Origin of the sequence: Planotetraspora mira (genome assembly GCF_016863275.1) — a bacterium.
Classification (GTDB): Bacteria; Actinomycetota; Actinomycetes; order Streptosporangiales; family Streptosporangiaceae; genus Planotetraspora; species Planotetraspora mira.
On record NZ_BOOO01000038.1, the window covers coordinates 17,863 to 43,772 of the forward strand.

The 25,910-nt window shown below is 69.8% G+C and carries 19 protein-coding genes; 8 read left to right on the forward strand and 11 right to left on the reverse strand.

Features of this window, described 5'->3' with window-relative positions; all coding sequences use genetic code 11:
* Positions 1-69: 69 nt before the first annotated feature.
* On the reverse strand, positions 70-1,452 hold the full coding sequence (locus Pmi06nite_RS32095; protein WP_203956919.1) for an aspartate aminotransferase family protein: 1,383 nt from the start codon (positions 1,450-1,452) through the stop codon (positions 70-72).
* A gap of 255 nt (positions 1,453-1,707) precedes the next feature.
* Here Pmi06nite_RS32095 and Pmi06nite_RS32100 point away from each other — a divergent pair, with 255 nt between their 5' ends.
* From Pmi06nite_RS32100 to Pmi06nite_RS32110, 3 genes are all read left to right on the forward strand, one after another.
* The gene (locus Pmi06nite_RS32100) at positions 1,708-3,048 is read left to right on the forward strand and encodes a M20/M25/M40 family metallo-hydrolase (RefSeq protein WP_203956920.1); all 1,341 of its coding nucleotides are present in this window, start codon (positions 1,708-1,710) and stop codon (positions 3,046-3,048) included.
* Positions 3,049-3,652: 604 nt separating this feature from the next.
* Complete coding sequence (locus tag Pmi06nite_RS32105) at positions 3,653-5,500, forward strand: substrate-binding and VWA domain-containing protein (protein ID WP_203956921.1); 1,848 nt, start codon at positions 3,653-3,655, stop codon at positions 5,498-5,500.
* A gap of 15 nt (positions 5,501-5,515) precedes the next feature.
* A complete protein-coding gene (locus Pmi06nite_RS32110; protein ID WP_203956922.1) occupies positions 5,516-6,274 on the forward strand; it encodes an efflux RND transporter periplasmic adaptor subunit in 759 nt (252 codons plus the stop codon).
* Between the two features lie 10 nt (positions 6,275-6,284).
* Here Pmi06nite_RS32110 and Pmi06nite_RS32115 read toward each other — a convergent pair whose 3' ends face one another.
* Positions 6,285-7,229, reverse strand: coding sequence for a threonine ammonia-lyase (locus tag Pmi06nite_RS32115; protein WP_239114349.1), 945 nt, complete (start codon positions 7,227-7,229; stop codon positions 6,285-6,287).
* Between the two features lie 86 nt (positions 7,230-7,315).
* Here Pmi06nite_RS32115 and Pmi06nite_RS32120 point away from each other — a divergent pair, with 86 nt between their 5' ends.
* Both Pmi06nite_RS32120 and Pmi06nite_RS32125 read left to right on the forward strand, forming a co-directional pair.
* Positions 7,316-8,179, forward strand: coding sequence for a LysR family transcriptional regulator (locus tag Pmi06nite_RS32120; RefSeq protein ID WP_203956924.1), 864 nt, complete (start codon positions 7,316-7,318; stop codon positions 8,177-8,179).
* 45 nt (positions 8,180-8,224) lie between these two features.
* Positions 8,225-8,857 (forward strand): LysE family translocator, encoded by a 633-nt coding sequence (locus Pmi06nite_RS32125; protein ID WP_203956925.1) that lies wholly within the window; start codon positions 8,225-8,227, stop codon positions 8,855-8,857.
* 394 nt (positions 8,858-9,251) lie between these two features.
* On the opposite strand, the gene Pmi06nite_RS32130 is transcribed toward Pmi06nite_RS32125, so the two are convergent.
* The 5 genes from Pmi06nite_RS32130 to Pmi06nite_RS32150 form a co-directional block, all read right to left on the reverse strand.
* Entirely contained in the window at positions 9,252-10,856 is a 1,605-nt protein-coding gene (locus Pmi06nite_RS32130) for an acyl-CoA synthetase (RefSeq protein ID WP_203956926.1), read from the reverse strand.
* Positions 10,857-10,887: 31 nt separating this feature from the next.
* Positions 10,888-12,036: a thiolase family protein gene (locus Pmi06nite_RS32135; protein ID WP_203956927.1), complete on the reverse strand. Its 1,149-nt coding sequence runs from the start codon at positions 12,034-12,036 to the stop codon at positions 10,888-10,890.
* A gap of 174 nt (positions 12,037-12,210) precedes the next feature.
* Complete coding sequence (locus Pmi06nite_RS32140) at positions 12,211-13,230, reverse strand: thiolase family protein (protein ID WP_203956928.1); 1,020 nt, start codon at positions 13,228-13,230, stop codon at positions 12,211-12,213.
* Positions 13,231-13,243: 13 nt separating this feature from the next.
* Positions 13,244-14,146, reverse strand: coding sequence for a Zn-ribbon domain-containing OB-fold protein (locus Pmi06nite_RS32145; protein ID WP_373317349.1), 903 nt, complete (start codon positions 14,144-14,146; stop codon positions 13,244-13,246).
* Entirely contained in the window at positions 14,136-15,680 is a 1,545-nt protein-coding gene (locus tag Pmi06nite_RS32150; RefSeq protein WP_203956929.1) for an acyl-CoA synthetase, read from the reverse strand. The genes Pmi06nite_RS32145 and Pmi06nite_RS32150 overlap by 11 nt, the downstream gene beginning before the upstream one ends.
* 187 nt (positions 15,681-15,867) lie before the next feature.
* Between Pmi06nite_RS32150 and Pmi06nite_RS32155 the strand changes: the two genes are divergently transcribed.
* Positions 15,868-16,683 carry a crotonase/enoyl-CoA hydratase family protein gene (locus Pmi06nite_RS32155; protein ID WP_203956930.1) on the forward strand — a complete coding sequence of 272 codons (816 nt, stop codon included), beginning with the start codon at positions 15,868-15,870 and terminating at the stop codon, positions 16,681-16,683.
* Between the two features lie 64 nt (positions 16,684-16,747).
* Here Pmi06nite_RS32155 and Pmi06nite_RS32160 read toward each other — a convergent pair whose 3' ends face one another.
* From Pmi06nite_RS32160 to Pmi06nite_RS32175, 4 genes are all read right to left on the reverse strand, one after another.
* Positions 16,748-17,962: a damage-control phosphatase ARMT1 family protein gene (locus Pmi06nite_RS32160; RefSeq protein ID WP_203956931.1), complete on the reverse strand. Its 1,215-nt coding sequence runs from the start codon at positions 17,960-17,962 to the stop codon at positions 16,748-16,750.
* 101 nt (positions 17,963-18,063) lie between these two features.
* Positions 18,064-19,899 (reverse strand): hypothetical protein, encoded by a 1,836-nt coding sequence (locus tag Pmi06nite_RS32165; RefSeq protein ID WP_203956932.1) that lies wholly within the window; start codon positions 19,897-19,899, stop codon positions 18,064-18,066.
* A gap of 6 nt (positions 19,900-19,905) precedes the next feature.
* Positions 19,906-21,732 (reverse strand): hypothetical protein, encoded by a 1,827-nt coding sequence (locus tag Pmi06nite_RS32170; protein ID WP_203956933.1) that lies wholly within the window; start codon positions 21,730-21,732, stop codon positions 19,906-19,908.
* Between the two features lie 122 nt (positions 21,733-21,854).
* On the reverse strand, positions 21,855-22,967 hold the full coding sequence (locus Pmi06nite_RS32175) for an NAD(P)H-dependent flavin oxidoreductase (protein ID WP_203956934.1): 1,113 nt from the start codon (positions 22,965-22,967) through the stop codon (positions 21,855-21,857).
* 260 nt (positions 22,968-23,227) lie between these two features.
* Between Pmi06nite_RS32175 and Pmi06nite_RS32180 the strand changes: the two genes are divergently transcribed.
* Together Pmi06nite_RS32180 and Pmi06nite_RS32185 are read left to right on the forward strand one after the other, a co-directional pair.
* Positions 23,228-24,187 (forward strand): LysR family transcriptional regulator, encoded by a 960-nt coding sequence (locus Pmi06nite_RS32180; RefSeq protein ID WP_203956935.1) that lies wholly within the window; start codon positions 23,228-23,230, stop codon positions 24,185-24,187.
* Between the two features lie 87 nt (positions 24,188-24,274).
* A complete protein-coding gene (locus Pmi06nite_RS32185; RefSeq protein ID WP_203956936.1) occupies positions 24,275-25,774 on the forward strand; it encodes a S1 family peptidase in 1,500 nt (499 codons plus the stop codon).
* Positions 25,775-25,910: the final 136 nt, after the last annotated feature.

Here is a 25,910-nt window from a genome sequence, read left to right on the forward strand (position 1 = left end):
ATGAGTCCTTTCAGCATTCTCGGTACGACCCGGCGCCGCCGGAGGCGCCGGCCCGTACCACGTGGATTGTCAGAGACGGGCCCAGGCCTCGGTGAGGACGGACCGGAGGATCGACTCGATTTCGTCGAACTCCTTGGGGCCGCAGATGAGCGGCGGCGCGAGCTGCACCACGGGGTCACCGCGGTCGTCGGCCCGGCAGTACAGACCGGCGTCGAACAGGGCCTTGGACAGGAACCCGCGGAGCAGCCGCTCACACTCCTCGTCGTTGAAGGTCTGCTTGGTCGACTTGTCCTTGACGAGCTCGATTCCGTAGAAGTAGCCCGCCCCCCGGACGTCGCCGACGATCGGCAGGTCGAGGAGCTTCTCAAGCGTGGCGCGGAACACCGGCTCGTTGGTCGTGACGTGGCCGAGCAGGTCCTCACGCTCGAAGATGTCGAGGTTGGCCAGGGCCACGGCGGAGGCCACGGGGTGGCCGCCGAAGGTGTAGCCGTGGGCGAACGTCTCGTCCCCGTGCCGGAACGGCTCGAACAGCCGCTCGGACGCGATCATCGCACCGATGGGCGCGTACCCGCTGGTCAGGCCCTTGGCGCAGGTGATGATGTCGGGAACGTAGTCGAACTTGTAACCGCCGAACATCGTGCCGAGGCGGCCGAAGGCGCAGATGACCTCGTCGGAGACGAGCAGCACGTCGTTCTCGTCGCAGATCTCACGCAGCCGCTGGAAGTATCCGGGCGGCGGGGGGAAACATCCTCCGGCGTTCTGCACCGGCTCGACGAAGACGGCGGCGACGGTGTTCGCGCCCTCCATCTCGATGGCCTTGCCGACCTGGTCGGCGGCCCAGCGGCCGAACGCCTCGGGGTCCTTGTCGAAGCCGGGGAAGCCCGAGATCTCGTCGGCGCGGTAGAGGTTGGTGTTGGGGACCTTCAACGCGCCGGGGACCAGCGGCTCGAAGGCCTCCTTGAGGCTGGGGATGCCGGTCAGGGACAGGGCTCCGTGCGGGGTGCCGTGGTAGGCGATCGAACGGCTGATCACCTTGGTCTTGAGGGGCTTGCCCTGGGTCTTGAAGTACTGCTTGGCGAGCTTCCAGGCCGACTCGACGGCCTCGCCTCCGCCGGTCGTGAAGAAGACCCGGTTCAGGTCGCCTGGGGTGAGCTCCGCGATTCTGGCCGCCAACTCGGCGGCCTTGGGATGGGCGTACGACCAGAGCGGGAAGAAGGCCAGCTCCTTGGCCTGCTTGGCGGCCGCCTCCGCGATCTCCTCGCGGCCGTGGCCCACCTGGACGACGAACAGGCCGGCGAGACCGTCGAGGTACCGCTTGCCGTGGATGTCGTAGATGTAGGCGCCCTCGCCCTTCACGATCATCGGCACTTCCGTGCCTTCATGGGAACTGTGCCGGGTGAAATGCATCCACAGGTTGTCTTGTGCGGCTTTGAGAACGTCCGGGCGCGTCATCGCAACCTTCCCTCAGGCGATAGGTGCTCTGCACAGTCTGCATGCCGTTTACGGAGTTTGCCAAGTGATTACGTGGTTGCAGTATCCAGGAAGTTCGGAATCCGCGATATCGACATGTAACCACAACGAAATCCGTGAGCCTCGATTTTCCCCGTCGCCCGGCCGCGCGGGCGGGGAGCGTCACGGGATGTGGTGCAATGGGCTCACCCAACGGCCCAGCGCGCCTCAAACCACCTACATTCGGGAGAAAACGCCGTGACACCTGCGGAGATCGAAAAGGCCGTCGAGGCGGGAATGCCGCAGGCGATCGAGGACCTCACGAAGCTCGTGTCGATCCCGTCCGTCGCGTTCCCCGGGCACCCGGAGGCCCCGGTCCACGAGGCGGCCGCGGCCGTCGCGGACCTGCTGCGCTCGGTCGGTCTCCCGCACGTCGAGTTGATCCCCGTCGAGGGCAGCTTCCCCGCCGTCTACGCCACCGCTCCCGCGCCTCCCGGCGCTCCGACCGTGCTGCTGTACGCGCACTACGACGTGCAGCCCTCCGGTGACCTCGCCCTGTGGCGGACCCCGCCGTTCGAGCCGACCCTGATCGGCGACGCGATGTACGGCAGGGGCGCCGCCGACGACAAGGGCGGCCTCATCGCCCACATCGCGGCGCTGCGCGTCTTCCAGGGCAGCTTCCCCGTCGGCCTGAAGGTCATCATCGAGGGCCAGGAGGAGTACGCCGGCGAACGGCTCGAGGCGCTCGTCGAGTCCGACCCCGAACTCGTGCGCGCCGACGCGATGGTCATCGGCGACGTCGGCAACCCGAAGGTGGGCGACCCCGCGCTGACGACCATGCTGCGCGGCATGGCCGCCTTCACGGTCGAGGTCCGGTCGCTCGGCGACGCCGTACACAGCGGATCGTTCGGCGGCGCGGCCCCGGACGCCCTGTCGGCGCTGATGCGCATGCTGACCTCGATGCACGACGACAACGGCGACGTCCGGGTACCGGGCCTGGGCCGGGGGACCTTCCCCGGCGAGAGCTCCTCCGAGAAGGAGTTCCGCGCGACGGCCGGCGTTCTCGACGGCGTCTCCCTGGTCGGCTCCGGGTCGATCGCCGACCGGGTCTGGGCGTCCTACGCCATCACCGTGACGGGGCTCGACGTGCCCAGCGTGTCCGGTGCGATCAACGCGGTGCAGGCGGTGGCCCGGGCTCGCGTCACGATCCGGATCCCCCCGTCAGGTGACTCCGCGACGGCGCTGAAGGACGTGACCGCGTTCCTCGAGGAGGTCGCCCCCTGGGGCGTCCAGGTGTCGTTCGCCGACGTGGTCACCGGCTCGGGCTTCCGCGCCGCCGAGGGCGGACCCGCTCGGGCGGCGATCGAGAAGGCGATGGAACAGGCCTTCGGCCGCCCGCCGCGCGAGGTCGGCCAGGGCGGGTCGATCCCGCTGGTCGCGAAGCTGGCCACGCTCCACCCGCAGGCGGAGATCCTGCTCTACGGGGTCGAGGACGAGGACGCCTCCATCCACGCGCCGAACGAGCGCGTGGTCCTCGACGAACTCCGCCGGATCATCACCGCCGAAGCCCTCTTCCTCGCCACCTACACCCACCCATAACCCCGCCACCCTCGGCCGTGATCATGCACAGGTTCGGCCAGAGGGTGCCCCACCTGCGCCACCTTCTGCCGTGATCATGCATGGATTCGGTAGAACAACCCCTGACCTGCGGCGACGCTTGTCGTGATCATGCACGGATTCCGGGAAACACACCCCCACCAGCGTGAACGCAGTTTGTGATCATGCACGGTTTCGTCAGGCATGCCGCTGACCAGGCGATTCACATCCCGTGATCATGCACGACTCCAGGGTCGCCGCACGCGACTCGCGCATGATCACGGCGGGCATTCGGGCCGGTGAGGGACGGCTTCCCCGAACTTGCGCATGATCACGGCTGAGGGTGCCGCAGGTGGGGCACCCTCCGGCCGAACCTGTGCATGATCACGGCGGGCGGATCAGCAGGTCGGCGGGCATCTTTCCGAACCTGTGCATGATCACGCGGAAGGGGGCGGCGCGGGTGGCGGGTCTCCGGCTCGGGTACGGCGCCGCCGAACGGATGATCGCGCGTTAGCCGGACGAGATGATCGGAAACTAACGTGGATCGCTATACGTCGGGAAAGATGCCGGCAATCTCGTTCTCCGATGCTCGTCCAGTGGAGGAAGCGTGTACCCCCCAGCGCAGAAGCGCCGCCGCGGCTTCGCTCCGTTCATCATCGCGATCATCATCGCGGGCGCCCTCATCGTCGGACTGCGCGTGCTCTTCGGAGGGACGGACGACGGCTCGGCGAGCACGCAGGGCTCATCGGGCTCGCAAGGATCGCAAGGTTCGTCGGGCGCCCAAGCGGCGGCCTGCGGCGACGACGGCGTCAAGCTGAACGTCGTGGCCTCGAGCGAGAAGGCGGAGGTCCTCCGTACGATCGCCGCTTCCTACAACGGCCGCGAGGTCGGCGGCCGCTGCGTCGACGTGGTCGTGACCTCCAAGGCGTCAGGCGACGCGATGCAGGCGCTCGCGCGCGGCTGGGACACCCGTAGGGACGGCCCGAAGCCGGACGTGTGGACTCCCGCGAGCGCGGGCTGGGTCAGCCTCCTCCAGCAGCGGATGCCCGCCGCGGCGGACAGGACCGCTCCCGTCCCCGCACAGAACCCCACCATCGCGACGTCACCCCTGGTCATCGCCATGCCAAAGCCGATGGCCCAGGCGATCGGCTGGCCGTCGAAGAAGGTCGGCTGGACGCAGATCCTCGATCTGGCCAACGACCCGAAGGGCTGGGCGAAGTACGGCCACCCCGAATGGGGTCCCTTCCGTCTCGGCAAGACGAACCCGAACTACTCCACCTCCGGGCTGAACGCCACGATCGGCGCCTATTTCGCCGCGACGGGGTTGTCGGGGGACCTGTCGAAGCAGGACGTGGCGAACGCGAAGACGCGGAAGTTCGTCAGCGGCGTGGAACGGTCGATCGTCCACTACGGCGACATCTCGCTGACGTTCCTGTCGAACCTCCAGCACGCGGACGACTCCGGTACGGCCATGTCGTACATCTCGGCCGTGACCATCGAGGAGAAGTCGGTCTGGGACTACAACCAGGGCAACCCGACGGGCGACCCGAAGACCCTCGGACGGCACGCCAAGCCCAAGGTCCCGCTCGTGGCGATCTATCCCTCGGAGGGCACGCTCTTCTCGGACCATCCGTACGCCGAACTGACCGGACTCGACCCGGCCAAGAAGGCCGCGGCGGACGACTTCCTCAAATACCTTCGTTCGGACGGCCAGCGCGAGTTCGCGAAGTACGCCTTCCGCTCGTTCGACGGGAAGGCCGGCGGCCTCATCACCGCGGCGAACGGGCTCGACCCCAAGCAGCCCGCCACCACGCTGAGCGTGCCGGCTCCCGACGTGCTGGACGGGATCCTCAAGAGCTGGGGCGAGTTGCGCAAGCCGGCCAACGTCCTGGTGGTCATCGACACGTCCGGCTCCATGGGGGCGGAGGTCCCCGGCACCGGGAAGAGCAAGCTCGACCTGGCCAAGCAGGCCGCAATCAACGCCCTCTCCCAGTTCGGGCCGAACGACAAGGTCGGCCTGTGGATGTTCTCCCTCCGCCAGGACGGCAACAAGGACTACCGCCAACTGGTCCCGGTGAAGAAGATCGCCAAAGACGAGCTGACAAGCCGTATCGGCGACCTCATCCCCAACGGCGGCACCGGCCTGTACGACACCGCGCTGGCGTCCTACCAGGACGTGATGAAGCGGCAGAGCGACGACACGATCAACGCCGTCGTCCTGCTCACCGACGGCAAGAACGAGGACAACGACTCGATCTCCCTCGACGACCTCCTCCCCGACCTGGGCACGGAGGCGGGGCAGGACACCGTCCGCCTGTTCACGATCGCGTACGGCGCGGACGCCGACCTGGACGTCCTCAAGCAGATCTCGCAGACCACCAACGCCGCGGCCTACGACTCCCGTGAACCGGGGAGCATCGATCAGGTGTTCACCGCCGTGCTCTCCAACTTCTGAGCCAGGAGCCCTCCCTTGTCCCGCTTCACTGACGAACTGCGCGACCCCTGGGGACTGCTCATGGGCGCCACCGCGGGCGGTGTGGCCTGGGCCGTCAACGTGCCCCCCGTCGCCGCCGGCGGCGTCGGCGTGGTTGTTTGGCTGGCCAAGTCGTTCGCGTCGGCGTGGCAGGCCGCCGGAGGCGAGAGCCGTACCGAGCCGGTGCAGTTGCCGGTCACCAAGGGCAGTCCAGAGGAGGCGTGGTTGCGGCGCGCCGAGCGGGCGGCGAACGGCTTCGGCGACCTGACGGCCTCGATGCGGGGCCGGCTTCTCCTCGACCGGATCGCGGCCATGCGTCCCCAGGTGGACGACACGGTCGCGACGTTGCGGCGGCTGGCCGGGCAGGCGTCGGTGACCGGCTCGGCTCTCGCCCGTTTCGACCCCGGCTTCCTGCAGGCAGAGCGCGCACGGCTCGAGCGGGCGCGCGCGTCGGCGTCTGCCGACCTGGCGGGCGACCTGGACCGGTCGATCGCGTCACTGGAGTCGCAGCAGCAGGTCCACGACCGGTTGTCGGCGACGCGGGCACAGGTGCTGGCCAGGCTCGAGTCCGGCGCGATCAACCTCGAGGGCCTGGTCGCCCGGGCGGTCGAGGTGTCGGCGATGACCGCGACGTCCTCGGCGGCCGACAGCGGAACCCGTGACCTGGACGACCTCGTCTCCGAACTGGAGCTCACCCGGCAGAGCCTGCACGAGGTCGAGCAGGCCACCCGCGAGGATCTCGGTCAGACCCCCTGACCTGGGCGTCTCAGGAGGCCAGCAGGCGGTCGAGCTCGGCGGGCCCGGCGTTGCCCCCCGTGCAGACGACGGCCACCTCGCGACCGGCGAACTCCTCGCGCACGAACAACAGGCCGGCGAGCGCGGCCGCGCCGGCCCCCTCCGCCAGCGTGTGGGCCTCGGTGAGGAGCATCCGCTGGGCGCGCCGGATGTCGTCGTCGCCGACCAGCAGGAAGTCGGCCAGTCCGTCCCGCATGACGGCCTGGGGCGTCGCGAAGGCGGAACCGGTCGCCAGGCCGTCCACCACGGTCTCGCACGGCCGGGTCACGAGCTCTTTCGACGCCCAGGAGTCGTGGGCGGCCGGCGCCGAGGCCGACTGCACGGCGATCACCCGGCAGCGGGGCGCGAGCGCGGCGGCGACCAGGCAGGCGGCGGCCGCTCCCGTGCCGCTGCCGACGGGCACGAAGACGGCGTCGAGGCGGGGCCGTGCGGACAGGACCTCGAGGTAGAGCGTGGCGACTCCCGCGATGATGTCCGGCTCGTCGGCCGGGCTGATCAGGCGTCTTCCCTGGTCATCGGCCAGCGCGCGGGCGTGGTCCGCCGCCTCGACCATGGTGGCGCCCGCGACGGTGACCGTGGCGCCGAGTGCCTGGACGGCGGCGACCTTGGCCGGGTTGGGGTTCTCCGGCATCACGATCGAGCAGGCGACGCCGTACAGCCGGGCGGCGTAGGCCACCGACTGCGCGTGGTTGCCGGTGGAGTACGCGACGACTCCCCGCGACCGGTCGGGCATCCGGGCCAGCAGGTTGATCCCTCCGCGCACCTTGAAGGCGCCGGTGGGCTGAACGTTCTCATGCTTGACGTGGACCCGTGCCCCCACGGTCGAGTCGAGGACGGGATAGGACCACATGGGCGTCTCTGGCAGGTGCCCGGCGATCAGCCGCCGGGCTTCCAGCACGTCGCGGAACTCTGTCACGTACCCCAGGGTGGCGGTCGATCGTGGCATAGGTCCAACTGAAGTCATCTCGTCCATCGATAGATGGCATTGATAGGTTTCGCGGCATGCTCGACGTCGTACGGCTACGGGTGCTGCTCGCCGTGTCGAGGACCGGTTCTGTGACCGCAGCGGCCAGGGAACTCCACTACGCCCAGCCCTCGGTCAGCCACCACCTCGCCCGGTTGGAGGCGGAGACCGGGGCGAAGCTCGTCCAGCGAGTGGGCCGCGGCATCCGGCTGACCGAGGCCGGCCGCCTGCTTGCGGAACGGGCCGCCGAGATCCTCGGACGGCTCGACTCCGCCTCGGCCGAACTCGCGGCCCATGTCGGGCTGCGCGCCGGCCGGGTGCGGCTGGCCGCCTTCCCTTCGGCACTCGGCACCTTCGTCCCCGAGGCGGCCGTACGGCTCGCCCGCGATCACCCGGGCCTGGACCTGCGGCTGGCCGAGGCCGAACCGCCTGAGGCGTTGCGCATGTTGCGGGCCGGCGACGTGGACGTGGCGGTGGTCTTCCAGTACGGCCCTGCCGGCGGGGCCGAGGGGGCCGGGCTTCGGATGACGCCCCTTCTCGACGAGCCGAGCCTGCTCGTGGCGCCCGGCTCCGGGCCGCTCGCGACGGCGCTGCGGGACCACGCGGAGTCGCGGTGGATCGCGGGCTGCGATCGGTGCCGTGCTCACCTGCTCGATCTGTGCGCCCTCGCCGGATTCGAGCCCCGCATCTCGTTCACCACGGACGACTACGTCGCGGTCCAGGCCATGGTGGCCGCAGGCCTGGGTGTGGCCGTCCTGCCGAGGCTGGCGTTGTCGGCGCACCGTCATCCAGGCGTCCAGGTGACCGAACTGCCCGGGTCGACGCGGCGGGTGTTCGCGGCGACGTACGGGGAGCCGCCCGATCCTCCCGCCGTCGCCGCTCTGCTGGCCGCCCTCACGTGAAAATCGGGATGCCGGGACCGGCGGTCACTTCGTACCATCGCGACCATGCCACCGATTACGACGCTCGCCCTGTTCGCGGCCGCGACCCTCGCTCTGCTCCTGGTACCGGGACCCGCAGTGGTCTACATCGTGACCCGCAGCGTCGCCCAAGGCCGGGCGGCAGGGCTCGTCTCGGTGCTCGGGGTCCACGCCGGCTCGGTGGTGCACGTGACCGCCGCGGCGCTCGGCATCAGCGCGCTGCTCGCCGCGTCGGCGACGGCGTTCGCGATCGTGAAATACCTGGGTGCGGCCTATCTGGTCTACCTCGGCATCCGCAAGCTGATCAAACGCTCCGCTGCGGAGGAGCCCTTCGAGATGCGGCGGGCGTCCCGGTCTCGGCTGTTCGGGGAGGGGTTCGTCGTCAACGTGCTCAACCCCAAGACGGCGATCTTCTTTCTGGCCTTCCTGCCGCAGTTCGCCGACCCGTCGCGAGGACCTCTGGCGCCGCAGATCGTGCTGCTCGGGCTCATCTGGATCGTGCTCGGGATGGCGAGCGACGGCAGTTACGCCCTCCTGTCGTCGGCTCTGGCGGGGCGGCTGCGCCGGTCGGCCCGGGCCCGGCGGCGCCTGGACGTGGGCAGCGGCGTGGTCTACCTGGGTCTGGGAGCCGTCGCCGCCCTCACCTCCGAATCCGCGTGATCATGCACAGGTTCGGCGAGACACCCTCTGACCTGCCCCTCCCTCGGGCGTGATCATGCACAGGTTCGGAGATTGCCGGCCTGACCAGCGTGAACACCGGGCGTGATCATGCATACATTCGCCGATCGGCTGGATGAGCTGGGCCGATTCGGTTCGTGATCACGCACAGGCTCGCTCAAACCCGCGCCCAACTGGCCGTACGCACTTCGTGATCATGCAATTCGGCACTGCATGATCACGAGCGGCAAAACCCCTGGTCGGCCCGCGTTTCCACGAATCCGCGCATGATCACGAACTGAGAACCCGCTGGCCAGAGACCATGCCACCGAACCCGTGCATGATCACGGCCGGTGGTCGCGCTGGCCAGCGGGCATGCGCACGAACCTGTGCATGATCACGCCGGGGTGGGGGGTGGGGTGGCGGCGGATTGGGCGATCTGCTTGGCCCATCGGTAGTCGGCCTTGCCGGCCGGCGACCGGAGCACTTCCTCCACGAACGCATACGTACGCGGCACCTTGTACCCCGACAACCTCTCCCGGCAGTGAGTGTCCAGTTCCTCCCATGCGGGAGCGGTCCCCTCGTACGGCTGGACCACGGCCGCCACACGGGAGCCCCAACGATCGTCCGGGATCCCGGTGACGACGGCGTCGAACACCGACGGATGCCCCTTCAGGACCGCCTCCACCTCCTCGGGGAAGACCTTCTCCCCGCCGGTGTTGATGCACTGCGAGCCCCGGCCGAAGATCTGGATCGTCCCGTCTTCCTCCACCATGGCCATGTCGCCCGACAGCAGCCATTTGATGCCCTCGCCGTCCGTCACGAACGTCCGCTCGGTCTTGTCCGGGTCGTTGTAGTACCCGAAGGCGATGCGCCCCGACCTCGCGACCATTCCCATGACTCCCGAGCCCGGCTCGACGGGCCTGAGCTTCTCGTCCAGTACGGCGATGCCCGCATCGGCCTTGGGCTGGTACTTCAGACCGGCCTCCGGAGTCGACCCCGCGACTCCCGACGCGGTGTAACCGGACTCCGTCGACCCGAAGCTGTCCATGATCATCGACTGCGGCAGCAACTCCTGCAGCCGCGCACGGACCGTGCCGCTGAGGATCGCCCCCGTCGAGCTCACGGCGGCGAGAGAGGACAGGTCGTACGCCCCGGTGGCGATCTCCTCGGCCAGCGGACGGGCCATCGCGTCGCCGGTGATGTTGATGCTGACGACCTTCTCGCGCTCGATCGCCCGCAACACGGCGACCGGGTCGAACTTGCGGACGTAGACCATGGTGGAGCCCATGCACCAGCACAGGAACGTCCCCATCTGCGCCGCGCCGTGCATCAGCGGCGGCGCGGCCATCATGACGATCGGGTTGGCGTTGCGCGCCTGCTCGATGACCGACTCCGGCGTCTCCAGCGGCGCGCCGTACGGGTTGCCCCCGCCGAACGCCATGAACAGGTCCTCGACCCGCCACATCACGCCCTTGGGCATGCCGGTGGTCCCGCCGGTGTAGATGATGTAAACGTCCTCGCCGGTCCGCGGCTCGAATCCTCTCGTCGCCGGCTGGCCTGCCAGCGCCTCGCCGTACGGCACGGCCTCCGAGATGGCGGAGTCGCCGCCGACGGCGATGAGGTGACGCAGCGCGGGGGCTTCGGGAGCGGCGGCGGCGACCCGGCCGTCGAACTCGACGTCGAACAGCAACGCCACGATGTCGGAGTCGCGGTAGAGGTAGACCAGTTCCGCCTCGACATAGCGGTAGTTCACGTTCACGGGCACGGCCCGGATCTTCAGCGCCGCGAGCAGCGCGGTGATGTACTCCAGCCCGTTGTAGAGCTGGATCCCGACGTGTTGCCCGCGCCGTACACCCTTGGCGGCCAGGTGATGGGCGAGGCGGTTGGCCTGTGCGTCGAGTTCGGCGTACGTCATACGGGTGTCGCCGCAGACGACGGCCACCCGGTCCCCGATCGCGTCCGCGAACCCTTCGAAAAGGTCGGCGTGATTGAACTCCATACGAGGGACCTCTCTCCCGGGGCCTGGCCGATCAGGGTTTTTGCGCTCCGACGATCCACATGGCGAAGAATTGCGCCCCTCCGCCGTAGGCGTGGCCGAGGGCCGTACGGGCGCCGTCGACCTGATGCTCACCAGCCATGCCTCTGACCTGCTGCGCCGCCTCCGCGAACCGGATCAGGCCGGAGGCGCCGATGGGGTTGGAGGACAGCACGCCGCCTGAGGCGTTCCACGGGATGTCGCCGTCGAGGGCCGTGCTGCCGGACTCGGTGAGCTTCCATCCCTCGCCTTCGGGGGCGAAGCCGAGGTTCTCCAGCCACATCGGCTCGTACCACGAGAAGGGCACGTAGACCTCGGCGACGTCGATCTCCCTGCGCGGATCGGTGATGCCGGCCTGGCGGTAGACGTCGGCCGCGCAGTCCTTGCCGGCCTGGGGGCTCACCGTGTCGCGATCGGCCCGGGCCATCGGCTCGGACCGCATGGCGGTGCCGTGCACCCAGGCGGGCGTCCCGGTCACCTTGTCCTCGGAGGCGAGCACCATCGCGCAGGCGCCGTCCGACGACGGGCAGGTCTCCAGATAGCGGATCGGCTCCCACAACATCGGGGTCGACTCGACCATCTGCCGGTTGATGCCGGGGATCCGCAGGTGGGCGTAGGGATTCTTCAGGGCGTTCTGCCGGTCCTTGACCGCGACCAGTGTGCCGATGTGGTCGGGCGCGGCCGATCTGCGCATGTACTCGCGGATGTGCGGCGCGAAGTACCCGCCCGCGCCGACGACCAGCGAGGCGTTGAACGGCAGGTGCGTGGACAGGGCCCAGGTCGCGTTCGACTCCGACTGCTTCTCGAAGGCGACGACGAGCACCCGGTCGTGCACGCCGCCCTGGATGAGCGAGGCCCCGACCAGCGCCGTCGACCCGCCGACCGATCCCGCGGTGTGCACGCGCGTCATCGGCTTGCCCGCCGCGCCCAGGGCGTCCGCGAGGTACGCCTCGGGCATCATCACGCCCTCGAACAGGTCGGGGGCCTTGCCGATCACGACGGCGTCGATGTCCTTGAACGTGAGGCCCGCGTCCTCCAGCGCGCGGAGGGCGGCCTCTCTGACCAGACCGGCGATGGAGACGTCACGCCGCTTGGTCTGGTATCGCGTCTGGCCGACGCCGATGACGGCACAGCGGTTACCCACGACAGCACCTCGATTGCATGATCACGATCGACGACTTCCCAGCTCAGGGCGTGAATTCACGAACTTGCGCATGATCACGCCAGGGGTTTTCGCAGGTGGGACGGCCTGATCACGAACCTGTGCATGATCACGGCGGAGGGTGGGGGGCTTGGGGGGCTTGGGAGGCATGGGGGGTCAGGCCTCCAGGACGGTGACGAGGTTGTGCTGGAGGCAGGGGCCCGACGTGGCGTGGGCGACGGTACGGCCCGCGCCGCCGTCGAGGATCCGCGACGCGGCCTCGCCGATGCGGATCAGACCCGTCGCCATGACGGGGTTGGCCGCCAGCGGCCCGCCCGAGGGGTTGACCACGGTCTCCGCCGGCAACTCGAGCGCCTCGCGGAGGATGAGCTCCTCGTGGCTGAACTGTGCGTGCAACTCCGCGACGTCGACCGGCCCCTTGCCGACCCCCGCCGCCCGGCCGGCGGCCTCCGCGGACGGCGACCGCGTGAGGTCACGCATGCCGAGGTAGTGGGGCTCGATCCGGTGGGCGATGCCCGTGATCCAGGCGGGGCGCTCCGCCAGTTCTCGCGCGAGGTCGCCCGCGGCCAGCACGATCGCGGCGGCGCCGTCGGTGATCGGCGCCACGTCGTACGGCCTGAGCGGCTCGACCTCGAACTCCTCCCCGGAGGGGTCGTCGAGGTCGAGGGCGCGGGGATTGTTCCGGCCGTCCGCGCGGCTGCGCCGTACGATCTCGTCGAGCTCGGCTCGGCCCGCGCCGTACGCGTTCGCCTGCAGGGCGGCGAAGGAGACCTGGTCCAGACCGAGCGGCGCCAGATAGTACGGGTCGAGCTGCAGGGTCATGATCGCCCGGAGGTCGCCCATGGACGACTTGCCGAAGCCGTAGACCAGCGCCGTGTCCACGTCCCCATGCTGGAGCCGCACCCAGGCCTCGTACAGGGCCCACGCCGCGTCCATCTCGACGTGGCTCTCCGAGATCGGCGGCCAGGCGCCGAGGGCGTCCAGCGCGGAGACGAAGGAGAACGGCGCGCCGGCCAGGTAGTCGCAGCTTCCCGAGCAGGTGAACCCGAACCTCGACAGGCCGGACCGTTCCTTGACCTCCTGGATCACCGGGTGGATCAGCTCGAAGTCGGTCAGTCCCTCGTCGTGGTCGGTGTGCTCGGTCTGGGCGAAGGCGATGACCGCCACCTCACGCATACGGCTCCTCCCCTCACAGCTCGACGTCCGGCTCGCCCGTGGGGGCGAACCAGCGGATGTTGGCCATCGACAACGTGCGTTCCTCCGGCGGCGCCCAGACGGCCTTGACGCGCATGCCCTGGCGCACCTCGTGTGCGGGCACGTCGCCCACGAGTGCGATCATCGGGACGTCCGCCCCGTCGAGCAGGATGTACGCCGACACGAACGGCACCTGGGGCGCCCGCGGGTCGGGCAGGTTGTTGATCGCGAAGGTGGTCACGGTGCCGGTGTCGGGCAGCTCGACCTCTTCGGAGATCGCCGAGCCGCACTCGGGGCACGATGTCCGGAAGGGCACGTAGACCTTGTCGCAGTGCGTGCAGCGCCCGGCCAGGAAGACGCCGTCGCGGACACCTTCCAGGAATCGGCTGAGCGACCGGCCGGGCCGGACGCGGTACTCCATGCGGATGTGCGCGACCATCGCGGTCACTTCAGGAACAAAGCACGAAATATCGGTTATGTGGCCGACGCGGTCCGCCTCCGGCTTCCAGCGGGGACGGACGCGCAACCCCGGGCGCATCGCCTTGGCGGCGTCGGCGCCGACCGCGTGGACCAGCGCCGTGTCCGCGCCGTCCAGCTTGATCAGCGCCCAGGCGAACGGCCGGTCCAGCGGATGGCCCTTCCTCGGCGACTCGACCCAGGCCCAGCTCATCACGGTTCCGGCCGGGCCGACCTCGACATAGTCGCCGGTCACCGGCTCCCCCGTCTCCGGTTCGTATTCCAGCGGCGGCACGAGCACCCGGCCCTCGGCGGTGCGCACGCCGACGATGCGGCCGTCGCGCAGCTCCGTCAGGAAGCGCCCGATCACCGGCCCCGTCGTCCGCGTGTATCCACCCGGGAACTCGAGTGCGTGCTCGGCGACCAGCGGTTCAGATGGCACGGTCACGGCCCTCCCAGTACGGGTCACGGAGTTTGCGCTTGAGGAGCTTGCCGTTCGGCTCGCGCGGCATGTCCTCGATGAAGTCGACGGTCTTGGGCCACTTCATCCGCGACAGCCGGCCTTCGAGCGTCGCGAGGATCTCCGCGGCGAGCTCGGGTCCGGGGTCGTTGCCGGGCATGGGCTCGATGACCGCCTTGATCTGCTCACCCCACTCGTCGTCGGGGATGCCGAAGACGGCGACGTCGGCGACCTTGGGATGGACCATCAGCTCGTTCTCGATCTCGGCCGGGTAGATGTTGGTGCCGCCCGAGATGATCATGTCGGCCTTGCGGTCGCACAGGAACAGGTAGCCCTCGTCGTTGAGATAGCCGATGTCCCCGACGGTGAAGTAGTCCCTGAGCCTGTTCGCGGCGGTCTTCTCGGGATCGCCCTTGTACTCGAAGCGGCCGGCGCCCATCTTCATGTAGATCGTGCCGGGGGTCCCCACGGGAACGGCCTCGTGGTCGTCGTCCACGATGAGCAGTTCACTGATCGGCCAGGACGTGCCGACCGTGCCCGGGTGCTTCTTCCAGCCGTCCGGAGTGGCGAGGGTGCCGCCGCCTTCGGTGGCCGCGTAGTACTCGTAGACGCAGTCGCCCCACCACTCGAACATCGCCCACTTGACCGGGACGGGGCAGGGCGCCGCCGCGTGGATCATCCAGCGCAACGTGGACAGGTCGTACTTCGACTTGACCTCGTCGGGCAGCGCGAGCAGTCGCTTGAAGTGGGTGGGGACCATGTGCGAGTTGGTCACGCCGTACCTGGCGCACAGCCGCAGCGTCTCCTCCGGATCCCACTTGTCCATGTAGACCAGCGTGTGGCCCATGTGCAGGGCCGATCCGCCGAACTGCGTCACGGCGGTGTGGTAGTTCGGCGAGGTGACCAGGTGCGCGTTGGGCGGACCGGGGGTGATGCCGAACAACGCCAGCAGCCCCGTCATGAGCTCCGCCGAGTCGTCCGGATCCAGCCCGGTCAGGGCCCGTCTGACCCCCTTGGGCCGGCCCGTCGTGCCCGACGTGTAGTGCATCGTGGCGCCGGCCGTGCGGTCCTCGGGGGCGGAGTCCGGCTGCCCCTCGGTGAGGTCCGCGACCGGCCTGAAGCCGTCGATCGCCCCGAAGGAGAACCGGCGCTCGGGCTCGACCTCCTCCGCGGCCCTGACGGCCTCCACGGCGTACCGCTCGTGGGCGAAGAAGGCCTTCGCCTCGCTGTCGGCCAGGATGTAGGCGATCTCCGGCCCCGTCAGGTGCCAGTTGATCGGCGTGTAGTACCAGCCCGCCTGCAACGCCGCCAGATAGAGCGTGAGCCCGTCCACACCGTTGGGCATCAGACCGCAGATCCCGTCTCCGGCCTTCAGGCCGAGCGCACGGAGGCCGTGGACGAGCCGGTTGGCCCGGGAGAGCAACTCCCCGCCCGTGTACTCGACGCCGTCGGGATCTATCGCGGCGATCCAACCAGGATCCGCCTGCGCAAGCCTCCAGAAACCCAGCGAGCCCATCGGAACTCCCTTGCCCGGTGTCGTCTGACTTCCCCCGGATCGCCGCAGTGAAGCACGTTCTTGTTCTATCGACAAGCCCTGGCATTACTGGGGGGTTACGAACAAGAATCTGTTCTAGTTCGTAGTTCGCAGACTAACCCGGCCCGACCCTGCCGAGCAATCGCTTGATCAATTTTGGAGAGTCTCCATGGAGCTCCTGTCAATCAGTACGCCGCACTGCCGCGTCGAGCGCGACGGCCACGTCGTCGTCGTCACGATGGACCGCCCGGAGGCCAGGAACGCCCTCTCCATGGACATGCTGGTCGGGCTCGCCGACGCGTGGGCCTACATCTCCGCCGAGCCGGATGTGCGCGTGGGCATCCTGACGGGTGCGAACGGGACGTTCTGCGCGGGAGCCGACCTCAAGGCCATGGGCACCCCGTCCGGTGACCCCCGGGTTCTCCAGCGCGCCCAGGAGATCCCCGACGTCCACTGGAAGGGCCTGCTGCGCGACAGCGGCGCCCTGCCCACCAAACCGATCATCTGCGCGGTGGAGGGCTATGCGGTGGCGGGCGGCACGGAGTTGCTCGTCGGCACCGACCTGCGGATCGTGGCCGAGTCGGCGACCCTCGGCCTGTTCGAGGCCCGGCGGGCGCTGTTCCCGATGGGAGGCAGCGCCGTACGGCTGCCGCGTCAGATCCCCTACGCGTTCGCGATGGACGTCCTGCTGACCGGCCGGGCCATCAGCGCGCAGGAGGCGCTGTCGATGGGGATGGTCAACCGGGTCGTGCCGGACGGCCAGGCGCTCGCGGCCGCCCGCGAGATGGCCGACCAGGTCGCGGCCTGCGGCCCGCTCGCCGTGCAGGCGATCCTCCGGACCTACCGCGAGACCCTCGGCATGGCGGAGGAGGAGGCTCTCAAGGTGTCGGACACCATCGGCTGGCCGGTCATCGGCTCGCAGGACGCCAAGGAGGGATCGCTCGCGTTCCGCGAGAAGCGCCCCGCCGTCTACCGCGGCGAGTAGGGCCGCACGGCCCGCGCCGGGTCCGCCGCCCTACCCCCGGTCCACGGCCGCGGCGAGTAGGGCGTCACGCCCTGCCCTGGATCAGCGCCCGCGTGCCCGTCGTGCGCCAGCGCTCTCCCGTCGCGTCCAGGCCGGCCGACACCTCCTGGGCGACGCCCACGAGGACGTCGGACTTGAGGGTGCGCAGGGCGACCACCGGCCCGGGAAAGTACGCGGTGACCCCCTCGAACGGGGTGTCCGACGGCCACACCCTGTCGCCGACCAGCCTGCGGTAGTTGAGGTCGCCCTTGGTGATGGTCAGCGACGCGGCGGCGAAGTCGTCCCGCAGGCTGTCCGGCATGTCGCTGTAGGGCAGCGGAGCACACGCGAAGGGGTGGGTGCGCAGAACGAGACGCCCCGACCTCAGGGCCTGCCGGAGACGCACCCCGGCCTTGCCCGCCTCGCCCGGCGCTCCGGACAGGCGCCGCAGACCGGCGAGGACGTCCGCGGGCGTGGCGTCGGACACGAAGTACGGCTGCGGCTTGACGTGCAGGACGACCTCGGTGGCCAGTCTCCGGGCGAGAAGATGGTCGATCAGGGCCAGGTCGGGCAGCAACTCGCGGCCGGCGTTGTCCGCGACGACGCAGATCGTGCCGGGAGGACCGTCGTGGACCAGCGACCACAACAACTCGCCGTCGTCCACGACGAGGTCGGCCGCCTTGTCCTCTCCGAGTTCCCCGGTGATCTGGAAGGTGAGGTCGGCGCGGTTCCCCCACAGGGACGCCAGGAGCAGCGCCGTCTCCTTCTCCCGCTGGGGCAGCGCGGCGACCCGGTCCATGCTCGCGAGTTCCTCGTCGACGATCGACCCCGTGAGCTCGGCCTGCTTGAACGGCTCGAAGGGGTCGACGCCCCGCCACGGTCCTTCCGCGAAGTAACCCGTGGCCTCGAGCAGCCTGCGGTAGAAGAAACTCTCCGCCCAGAGGAACGGCGCGTCCGTCCACCGCCCGCGAAGGTAGGCGCGCCCCCACGTCAGCCAGGTCGCGAAGTCGTGGGCCGAGGCGTCGAGGGGCTGCATCTTGTCGGCGATGGCCTCCTCGAGCAGCCGGTCGAGCGCCTCGAGCCGATCCGGTGAGTACGGCAGGGCATCCCTGACCTGCCGGACGAGAGCCGGATGCCGGTCGCGGAAGACGCCCAGTGCGTACGCCCCTGGCACGTTGCCCAGGATCGGCGGCGCGTTCACGGCCGCCCCCTGCCGGGTCCGCTCCGCGTCACCGGACGGCGCCGGTGTCCTGTCGTCCATCTCCACAGCTCCCCAGTCCGGCGCCCAACGGTCCGCCTGCATTCCATCATCACGGGAGCCGCGGGACCGGCACCGCCCTCACCGGGGGCGGCAAGCGGAGATCACGACGGCTCCACGGGGGCCGGTTCTCCTACGGCGATGGCCTTCACGCAGGTTCCTCCGGTCACCGTGAGCGGCAGTGACCGGACGGCGGAGCGCACGGGGAAGTACACGACGCCGTCCCCCCGCTTCAACGGCAGGGTCAGCCGCCGCCCGTCCACCGTCGCGCTCGCCGTCGTGTCGGCGAATGCCGCGTACCCCAGGCCGGCGACCGTCAGCGGCCCGCCGTCCGTGCTCAGCGGCAGGTCGACCACGTCGCCGATCGTGGGGAAGCACGGCAGACCGGCGGGAGGGCCGAGCAGACCACCACCCTTGATCGTCATCTTGACCAGATCGCCCTTGTCGTCGAAGACACGGGGCTCTGTGGCCGGCTTGGGGGCGCGCATGCTGTCGACGGCCCACTGCGGGGCCACGGGCGCGAGCACGCGCGAGGTGAGGTCGGTGAGGCCGGTCGCCGGGATCGGCATCTCCATCGGCACGTCCGTCGGGTAGACGGCCGTGCCGGCGGGCGCGGCCGCGAGGGCACGGGCCGCGTTGCCGATGTACGCCCGCTGTTCCGTGGTGTCGATCAGCTTGCCGAACGAGCCGGCCGACAGGATCGACAGGGCGGCCATCGCCCCCGCGAGCACGCCGGCCGTCGCCTTGACGGCGGGCCCGGACGGCGGCCTGATCAGATAGGTCCTGTTCCCGTTCCCGGGAAGGTCCCGTACGGGCAGGAACGCGAGGGCGAGACACACGGCGAGCACGGGGGCCGCGTCCGCGACGTACCGCAGCTCCCACCCGGACCACGCGGTGGCCCGGCCCAGCCAGGTGAACAGCGCGTCGGCGACCAGCAACCAGGTCAGCAGGACGAGCCAGGCCCGCCACGCCCCCCGGCGGAAGACCAGGCTCGCGGCGACCGCCAGTGCCCACACGAGCCAGGCGAAGCCGAGGAGCAGGGCCGGCGGCGCGGCGTTCGCGAAGTGGCCCGCGCCCGGCTGCCAGCCGGCGGGGCCGCCGACCGCCCCGGTGAGGAACGTCTCGCCGATCACCCGCCCGATGTACGGCAGCAGCCCGATGCCGCGCTCGACGCCCACCGGCACGTACGAGCTGGCCGTGGCGCCCGTGACGAGGTAGAACGCGCCGTATCCCGCGAGCAGGAGGCCGTGCAGGACGAGCAGGAGGCGCTGCCGCAGGAGCAGCCGGAGCGCGTCGCGGAGGCCGCGGACCCCGGGGACCACAAGAGGCGCCGCGAACAACGTCACCACGACGAGCAGCAGCGGGATGACGGCCGCCTTGATGAAGAAGAGCAGGCCGAAGGCCGTCCAGGCCACGGTCCGCAGGCCCGACCTGAGTGTCCCCTCGCGCAGGTGACGGACGTGGGCGTACAGCGCGGCGGCCACGGCGAGCTGGAGGGTGACGCTGAGCATGGCCGCCGAGTACCAGGCGACCGAGGGCACCGTCAGCGGCGAGAACAGGTAGAACGCCAGCGGCACCAGGATGGCCGGCCTGTCACCGAACAGCAGGCGCAACGTGCGCAGGACGTACACGTAGGCGCCGACCTGCATGAGGAGCACGACGGACCAGGTCAGGACCCAGTTGTATCCGGCCGCCCAGGTGAGGATCCACGTCAGGAACAGCCCTCCCGGCATGAGCTGGCCGTACACCGGCTGGGTCAGGTAGGACCAGCCGGGCGGCCCCTCCGTGGCGAGGGCGACGAAGCGGAAGTCGTCGACGCTGTACCAGGTGGCCCGCAACGCGACCACCTGGCAGACGACGGACAGGGCGATCATCGCCCAGGCCGCGCCCGCGACCTTCTTCCCGTGCCGCCACGTCGGCGGCGAGATTCTCGGTGACACCGTGCCTCAGCCTTCCGTGGCCGGCAGGGCGACGCCGACGAACCCACTCGTGACGCAGAGATCCTGCGTCGTGGTGATGCGCATCTCGGTGTCCTTCGCGCGCGTCATGAAGTACATGTTGTGGTGGCCGGGTGGAAGGGTCACCGCGACCCTCGTCGCCCCCACCAGAACGGTCGCCGGTCCGCCCGCCGCGCGGAGATAGGAGAAACCGGCGAGGGCGTAGTCGCCCTTGGTCTCGATCGGGAGCGTGAGGGTACTGCCCATCCGCGGGAAGCATTCGCCGCCGCTCGGCTGCACCTGCCCGCCGTAGGGCCTCAGCTCGGTCAGGTTCCCGTCGCGGTCCAGCACCCTGGGGTCGGCCGACGGTTGCGGGTCACGCATCATCGCGCGGACGGCGGGCGGTGCGAGGGGGCCGAGCACGTGCGAGCTGAGGTTGGCCTCCCCGAATCCGTAGAACACCACGTCGTCGGGCAGCGCCTGCGGATACAGCTGAGTGCCCGGCGGCAGGGTCGCGAGAGTCCGCTCGGCCGTCGCCAGGTAGTTCCGGTCACGATCCGCCCTCGCCTCGAAGCCCGTCGTGTAGCGCTCGACGGAGATGAACGACAGGAGCAGGCAGGCGCCCACGAACACGCCGCCGGCGGCCGCGGCCCTGCCCGCGGGGAACACCCTCCTGTACGGCTCCCGCTCACCCTGCACCGGAAGCGTGGCGAGGGCGAGACACAACGCGAGCGCGAGCGCGGCGTCGGCCAGATAACGCGGTTCGAGGGCCTGCGAGGCGTACTGCCCACGCCCCAGCACGACCGGCACGAAGTCGACGACGACCAGATAGACGATCAGCCCGGCCCACGCCCACCATGCGGACCTGCGGCACCGCAGGGTCACCACGAACAGCGCGGCGAAGGCCAGCCACGACGACAGCAGCAGCAACTCCGAGGGAGCGGCCCAGCCGCCGAACCAGTCGATCGGGCCGCCCAGGGCGAGCGTGGGGAAGACCTTGCCCAGCAGCGTCCCGGCGAAGGCCGCGGTGTCCGCGAAGGAGGGCAGCCCGACGGGCTGATCCGACGTGTCGAGTCCGAGCGCGAAGAAGACGGCGCAGGCCGCGAGGACGACGGCGTAGACCAGCCAGGCCCGCAGATGGCGGACCAGGGCCGTCCGCACGCCGCCGAAGTATCCCGCCGTCACCACGAAGGCCAGCAGGGGGAAGGCGCCGGCGGCCTTGAGGAAGAACGACCCCAGGGCCACGAGGAACCAGCAGGCGGCGGCCACGACGTGACGCGTGCGCCCGCTGCGCAGGTAGAGGACGTGCGAGGTGAGCGCGAGCGCGAGGGCGAGTTGGAGGGGGACGGCCTCGAGCCCGGCCGCCCACCACAGCAGCGCGGGCACCGTGAGCGGCGTGAAGAGGTACAGCCCGAACGGGACCAGGATCGCCGGACGCGGTCCGAACAGGACCCGGAGCAGGCGGTAGACCGCGAAGGACGCGGCGACCTGCAGGACGAGCAGCGCCGAGGCGGCGAGGACCCAGTTGTACACGTCGGCGCGGGAGACGGCCCAGACGACGGCGAACCCGACGGGAAGCAGCTTCGGGCCGTACAGCGACGTGAGGTAGTCCCAGCCGAAGGGGTGCTCCATCGCCCTGACGACGTAGGCGTAGTCGTCGCCCCAGAAGTAGCTCCGGCCGAGCAGCACGCCCTTCCACACCAGTTGGATCGCGACGAGTGTGAAAGCGACGACGCTCAGCGCGTGACGCCGGAGGAAGCCCGCGCCCATCCATGAGGGGAGCGCGAGCTCCACGACGACGTCTCCCCCGCTCGCGGCCTGCTTCGAGGTCGCCACGTGTCTCCCGCCCGTTTCACCGAATAATCGTCCAAAGACGATTTAGTCGACTTCGGCACTCGCGGGCGAGCACACGGGGATAACGTTTGGCCTCGCACGCCTCAGGGGGTGAGCCGGAGCCTTCAGTCCGTCGTCATGCGGTCGAGTCGCTCCATCGCCTCGATGTACTCCTCGACCATCTCGAAGACGACCTGCCTGGCCGGCTTGACCTGGTTCATCGCGCCGATGATCTGCCCCGCGGGGAAGGTGGCGAGCTCGGCCGCGGTGGAGTTGCCGATCCGGCGCAGCGCGGGCGACACCAGCATGTACTGCAGCGGCATCGGCAGCGTCCCCGGCGACTCGGCGGACTCCCAGGCGTCGGTCCACTCGTTCTTGAGCAGCCGTGCGGGCTTGCCCGTCCAGCTCCGCGACCGGACCGTGTCACGCGAGGTGGCCTCCAGGATGCGCTGCTTGGCCATCTCCGGAGTGTCCGCCTCCTCGACGGTGAGCCAGATGGACCCGGTCCACACGCCCTCTGCCCCGAGCGCCATCCCCGCGGCCATCTGGCGGCCGCCGCCGATGCCGCCCGCGGCCAGGACGGGCACGTCGACCGCGTCGACGACCTGGGGGATCAGCACCATCGTGGAGATCTCCCCGGTGTGGCCGCCCGCCTCGGTGCCCTGCGCCACGATGACGTCCACGCCGACCTCGACCTGCTTGATCGCGTGACGCGGAGTGGAGGCGAGCGCGGCCACCTTGACGCCCTTCGCGTGCGCGAGTTCGACCACGTCGGCCGGCGGCGGGCCGAGGGCGTTGGCCAGCAGCGCGATGGGGTGTTTCAGGGCCACCTCGACCTGCGGCCGCGCGGTCGCGTCCGTCCAGCCGAGCAGCACCTTCCCCGGGTCGCCCCCGGCCAGTTGCGGCACGTCGTGCTTGGCGAGCAGGTCCTCGACGAAGGCCCGGTGCTCCGGCGTGATCATTCCCTGCAATCGGGCGACCAGGTCGGCCGGAGAGTCGAGGCCGAGGTCGGATCCGGCGTAGGAGGCCGGCATGACCACGTCCACGCCGTACGGCCGGCCGCCGACGTGCTCGTCGATCCAGGCGAGCTCAACCTCGAGCTCTTCCGGCGTGTAGGCGAGGGCGCCGAGGACTCCCATGCCGCCGGCGCGGCTGACCGCGGCGACGACGTCCCGGCAATGACTGAAAGCGAAGATCGGTAACTCGATGCCGAACATGTCGGTGACGCGGGTCCGCATGCCTCGACTGTACGACCGGACACCACGAAACTGCAACGTGTTCTACAACGGTGATTCCTCAGAGTCCTACCACCCGGTAACCACGGGGCGAGAGCATGATGATCAGATAACAGGAACACGTTTCAAACAATGCCCCGGACCTGCGGCTCATCTCTACGCACAACCGCCTCGGCACAATGGGTAAATCCTCGACGAATATGAGTCAGATTTCGTGACATAACAGGATTGCGGCCATACCACCGGGGTCGTAGTTTCCCGGTATGGATCTGGAGCTGCGCCACCTCAAGATCGTGCGAGCGGTCGCCGAGTCCGGCAGCGTCACCAAGGCCGCCACGCGGCTCGGACTGGCCCAGCCGTCCCTGACCGCGCAACTCAAACGGATCGAGCGCACGCTCGGAGGCCCCCTGTTCGAGCGTGACCGCAACGGCGCCAGACCGACGCCGCTCGGCGAGATGGTGTTGTCGCGTGCGCGGGTCCTGCTGCCCGCCGTCCGCGAACTCCAGGAGGACGCGGTGCGGTTCGCCAACAAGTCCGAGGACATCCCCGGATATCGCATCGGGGCCACCCACGGGCCGATACTCGGCGGGCTCGTCGAGCGCCTCACCACCGCCCATCCCGCCACCCCCGTGACCACCCGCACGTCGTGGTCGGCGCAGGAGCTGACCTCGCTCGTGAGCTCGGGCAGGCTCGACTTCGCACTGGTCGGGACCTGCGGCGACAGCCCGCCGCCGCAGGCCGAGGCGATGAGCTGGAGCACGGTGGCCGCCGACCCCGTCTTCGTCCTGCTGCCCGAGGACCATCCGCTCGCGGAAGAAAAGGAACTGGAGTTGTCGCGGCTCGCCGGCGAGTGCTGGGCGGTCGCGCCGGGCGACGGGTGTTTCGCCGACTGCTTCGCCGGCGCCTGCGCGCGGGCGGGCTTCGTCCCCCTGTCCATCTACGAGACCGACGTCGCCACCTGCCTGCACCTGGTGGGCGTGGGAAAGGCCGTCGCACTGTGCCAGGCGACCTTCCAGCTGACGGCTGGTCTCGTGATGATGCCGCTGGTCGGGACACCGTTGCGCTGGCGTCATCTGCTCGGCTGGCACGACGACTCCATCGCGGCGCGAGTGTCGTCGTCCGTCGTCCACCACGCGCGGGCCGCGCACGCCGACACCGTACGGCGAAGCCACCGATACGCCGACTGGCTCGTCGCCCATCCCCAGTTCAGGGCCATTCCATAATTCGGCGGTAGGGGTCATCTGATAGATCCACACACGGCATCGGCTCGGTTACTTTGGCGGCACCCCCCAACCACCCAAGGAGAGCCAATGCTCCGCAGACGCACGGTCATCGCCGGATGCGCTCTGGTCATCGGCGCCATCACCGCGATGGCGTCACCCGCGGCCGCCGCACCTGCCCCTGGCGCCGCCCCCGGAACGTCCGCTACCGCCGTCAAACCGCCGCCCGGCATGCTCGACGCCATGAAGCGCGACCTCAACCTCAGCTCCGAGCAGGCCGAGTCCCGGCTGCTCAACGAGGCCCACGCCGGTGCGGTCGAGCCCCGGATCCGCAAGAATCTCAAGGACACGTTCGCCGGCTCGTGGGTGGCGGGAGACACCGCCTCGACGCTCGTGGTCGCCACGACGGACGCCTCCGGCGCCGCGGCCGTCACCGCGTCGGGCGCCCAGGTCAGGGTGGTCGACCACAGCCTCGACGCGCTCAACGCCGCCAAGGAGACCCTGGACCGGAACGCCGCCGCCGCGCCCAGGACCGCGCCCGTCTGGTACGTCGACGTCCGGAGCAACCGCGTCGTCGTCCTGTCCTCCCAGCCCGCGCAGGCCGACGCCTTCGTCGCCGCCAGCGGCGTGGACAAGTCGCTCGTCCGGATCGAGATGTCCAACGAGCAGCCCCGCACGTACTACAACGTGCGCGGCGGCGACGCGTACTACATCAACAGTTCCTCCCGCTGCTCCGTCGGCTTCGCCATCACCCGCGGCACCACCAACGGTTTCGTGAGCGCCGGTCACTGCGGACGCGCGGGGAACACCACGACCGGTTACAACCAGGTCGCCCAGGGCACCTTCCAGGGCTCGTCCTTCCCGGGCAACGACTACTCCTGGGTCGCCGTCAACAGCAACTGGACGCCCGTCCCCTACGTCAACAACGGCAGCGGCGGCAACGTCACGGTCAGCGGCTCCACCGTCGCCGTCGTGGGCGCCTCCATCTGCCGCTCCGGTTCCACCACCGGCTGGCACTGCGGCACCGTCCAGCAACTCAACACCAGCGTGACCTACTCCCAGGGCACCGTCTCCGGCGTCACCCGCACCAACGTCTGCGCCGAGCCCGGCGACTCCGGCGGCTCCTTCATCTCCGGCAGCCAGGCCCAAGGCGTCACCTCCGGCGGCTCGGGCAACTGCACCTCCGGCGGCACGACCTACTTCCAGCCCGTCAACGAGATCCTCTCGACCTACGGCCTGACCCTCGTGACGTCCGGCGGCGGCACCCCGCCCACAGGCGCCTGCACCGGTTACCAGTCGACCTACACCGGCAGCCTGACCAGCGGCGCCAGCGCCTACCAGCCGAACAACTCCTACTACACGACGACCGTGACCGGCGTCCATCGCGGCTGCCTCGACGGTCCCAGCGGCGTCGACTTCGACCTCTACCTGCAGAAGTGGAGCGGCACCGCATGGGTCAACGTCGCCCAGGGCACCTCGTCAGGCCCTGACGAGACCGTCACCTACACCGGCACCGCCGGCCAGTACCGCTACCGCGTCCACGCCTACAGCGGCTCCGGCACCTACTCCCTGGGTGTCACCAGGCCGTAACAGCAGGGCCGTGAACAGCAGGCCGTGAACACCGGGCCGTAACCGCCTGGTGGTGACGACTCGCGATGCACGACAGGCGCCGCCGTACATGTGTACGGCGGCGCCTCCGTGTTCCGGAGATCATCGGCAGGTAGAT

Excerpts from the sequence above, each read along its gene's own strand:
- Pmi06nite_RS32180 (WP_203956935.1), top strand. The coding sequence starts at position 23,228 with ATGGATCTGGAGCTGCGCCACCTCAAGATCGTGCGAGCGGTCGCCGAG.
- Pmi06nite_RS32185 (WP_203956936.1), top strand. The coding sequence starts at position 24,275 with ATGCTCCGCAGACGCACGGTCATCGCCGGATGCGCTCTGGTCATCGGC.
- Pmi06nite_RS32160 (WP_203956931.1), bottom strand. The coding sequence starts at position 17,962 with ATGGACGACAGGACACCGGCGCCGTCCGGTGACGCGGAGCGGACCCGG.
- Pmi06nite_RS32155 (WP_203956930.1), top strand. The coding sequence starts at position 15,868 with ATGGAGCTCCTGTCAATCAGTACGCCGCACTGCCGCGTCGAGCGCGAC.
- Pmi06nite_RS32150 (WP_203956929.1), bottom strand. The coding sequence starts at position 15,680 with ATGGGCTCGCTGGGTTTCTGGAGGCTTGCGCAGGCGGATCCTGGTTGG.
- Pmi06nite_RS32140 (WP_203956928.1), bottom strand. The coding sequence starts at position 13,230 with ATGCGTGAGGTGGCGGTCATCGCCTTCGCCCAGACCGAGCACACCGAC.
- Pmi06nite_RS32095 (WP_203956919.1), bottom strand. The coding sequence starts at position 1,452 with ATGACGCGCCCGGACGTTCTCAAAGCCGCACAAGACAACCTGTGGATG.
- Pmi06nite_RS32120 (WP_203956924.1), top strand. The coding sequence starts at position 7,316 with ATGCTCGACGTCGTACGGCTACGGGTGCTGCTCGCCGTGTCGAGGACC.
- Pmi06nite_RS32175 (WP_203956934.1), bottom strand. The coding sequence starts at position 22,967 with ATGCGGACCCGCGTCACCGACATGTTCGGCATCGAGTTACCGATCTTC.
- Pmi06nite_RS32125 (WP_203956925.1), top strand. The coding sequence starts at position 8,225 with ATGCCACCGATTACGACGCTCGCCCTGTTCGCGGCCGCGACCCTCGCT.
- Pmi06nite_RS32130 (WP_203956926.1), bottom strand. The coding sequence starts at position 10,856 with ATGGAGTTCAATCACGCCGACCTTTTCGAAGGGTTCGCGGACGCGATC.